General features: G+C 58.1%; 3 protein-coding genes. 2 read left to right on the forward strand and 1 reads right to left on the reverse strand.

Annotated elements, in window-relative coordinates:
• Together OW493_RS17100 and OW493_RS17245 are read left to right on the forward strand one after the other, a co-directional pair.
• On the forward strand, nt 1–228 hold a 228-nt coding region (locus tag OW493_RS17100), incomplete at its 5' end, for a hypothetical protein (RefSeq protein ID WP_289864980.1).
• Between the two features lie 474 nt (nt 229–702).
• Entirely contained in the window at nt 703–1116 is a 414-nt protein-coding gene (locus OW493_RS17245; RefSeq protein ID WP_354670170.1) for a helix-turn-helix domain-containing protein, read from the forward strand.
• Between the two features lie 10 nt (nt 1117–1126).
• On the opposite strand, the gene OW493_RS17105 is transcribed toward OW493_RS17245, so the two are convergent.
• Nucleotides 1127–1480 carry a hypothetical protein gene (locus OW493_RS17105; protein WP_289864981.1) on the reverse strand — a complete coding sequence of 118 codons (354 nt, stop codon included), beginning with the start codon at nt 1478–1480 and terminating at the stop codon, nt 1127–1129.
• Between the last annotated feature and the right edge of the window lie 139 nt (nt 1481–1619).

Raw genomic sequence — 1619 nt, forward strand, 5'->3', positions numbered from 1 at the left:
GGGCTTGAGCGTTTGGAGAAGGCCACACCGCTGTGCGACCCGCCGATGATCGTTTGGCTTTACTGCGTCAACGGCGAAGACAGTGACTTGCGCCAGGCTGTGATCTCCGGCAATGCCATCACGGGCCGCCGCGGGGACACACTGCGCCGCGAGGAGGGGGAGACTGCCGAGGCATTCGAGGAACGCGCCAGACAGCGGTGCCGCGAGCTGAATGGCGAGGGAGCATGAGTATGGCCAACCATCACGAATCACACGGCTGTCACCGGCTGGCATGTGCTGCGCTGGCCGCATACGTGGAAGACGTTCGCGCCGGTCTACTGGGCACCGTACCGGCTGTGTCTGGGCTGGATTACCAGTACATACGCGAGGCACTGGCTGACTGGCAGGGGAGCCGCGAGCAACTGCACCGGCTGTGCGACCTGCTGCGCATCGAACCCGACTGCATGGCCCTGGCTATCTCCCGAGAGCTGACACACACCGGCCCACTACGTGCGACCGGCACTGGCGACCGGCGGGAACCACTCAGACCACTGACCGCAGCATAATCGGCCCCCCGCGCGGGGCTTTTTCATGCCTGTCACGTGCCACCGCTGTCACACGTCAATCCCACGTATGCCCTGGCATGACACACAAGGCTGTCACACGCGTTGTCCCACCGTGTCACACGCGCCAGAATGCCGGTACACGACGCGAGGGGATGCTATGGCCAGTGTTACGGTAAATGAGGCTGCACGGCTGGTAGGGAGAAGCAGGCGCGGTATCTATCGAGACATGGCAAGTGGCCGCCTGGCTTACAAGACAGACCGTGATGGGCACCGCCGGATTGATACCAGTGAGCTTGAGCGAGTGCATGGCCCACTGAGAATGCATGAGGCTGCCCCGCCGTCCCGTGCCACTGACACAGACCAGAATGGCGACCTGATAGCCGAGATACGCGCCTTGCGTGATGAGCTGGCCGGACTACGCGAGGAGGTTGCCCAGCTACGCCGCCTGCCTGCCCCTGAGACGCCCGCAGCGCCCCCACAGACGACGCCAGAATCTAATCCTACCGATGACAAGCCAGTAAACCTGTTTGCTAAAGAAATGGCTGCGTTGCGAGCCAGGCGAAAAGGGTGAGTCAAGCGCACTACAGGGTGTCAACGAGTTTGTTGAGAGCATTGACAAGCAAGGTATCTCCATCGAGTTCTTGCCACGCCTCATCGGAGGACGCTTCTTTGACAAACTCTAAGATCAGATAGCTCTGAACCAAAAAGCATTGCTGCTTTTTATTCTGAAAAAACTCTTTGTGTTCAGTCACCGAGGATTCTGCCCCTTCCCTTTTGTCTTTGATGAACTTGGCTCTGCTAAGTGTGACAGCATAGTCATTGCACTCAGCTTCTACTCCGGAGGCTAGTTTTTCCAGCTCAGAAGGGACATCTTCAGCGAATGCCAAATGCGGGAGAGCCAAACAGTAGAGCATGGCCAGTAACTGTATTTTCATTGATATCCTCACCGAGTCGTCTCTTGTTCTAATGGTCATGACTCAACTATGGGGGGACTTAGAATGCGTATCAAAGAAACGCAGGAAACGTGGGGTGCGATTGTTTCCCGATGACGCACCAATGACGGCCAGGCGAAGG

Source organism: Cobetia sp. 14N.309.X.WAT.E.A4 (assembly GCF_030397495.1).
Classification (GTDB): Bacteria; Pseudomonadota; Gammaproteobacteria; order Pseudomonadales; family Halomonadaceae; genus Cobetia; species Cobetia marina.

What these genes read in the sequence shown, in the direction of transcription:
- OW493_RS17245 (WP_354670170.1), top strand. Translation starts at nt 703, where the DNA reads ATGGCCAGTGTTACGGTAAATGAGGCTGCACGGCTGGTAGGGAGAAGC.
- OW493_RS17105 (WP_289864981.1), bottom strand. Translation starts at nt 1,480, where the DNA reads ATGAAAATACAGTTACTGGCCATGCTCTACTGTTTGGCTCTCCCGCAT.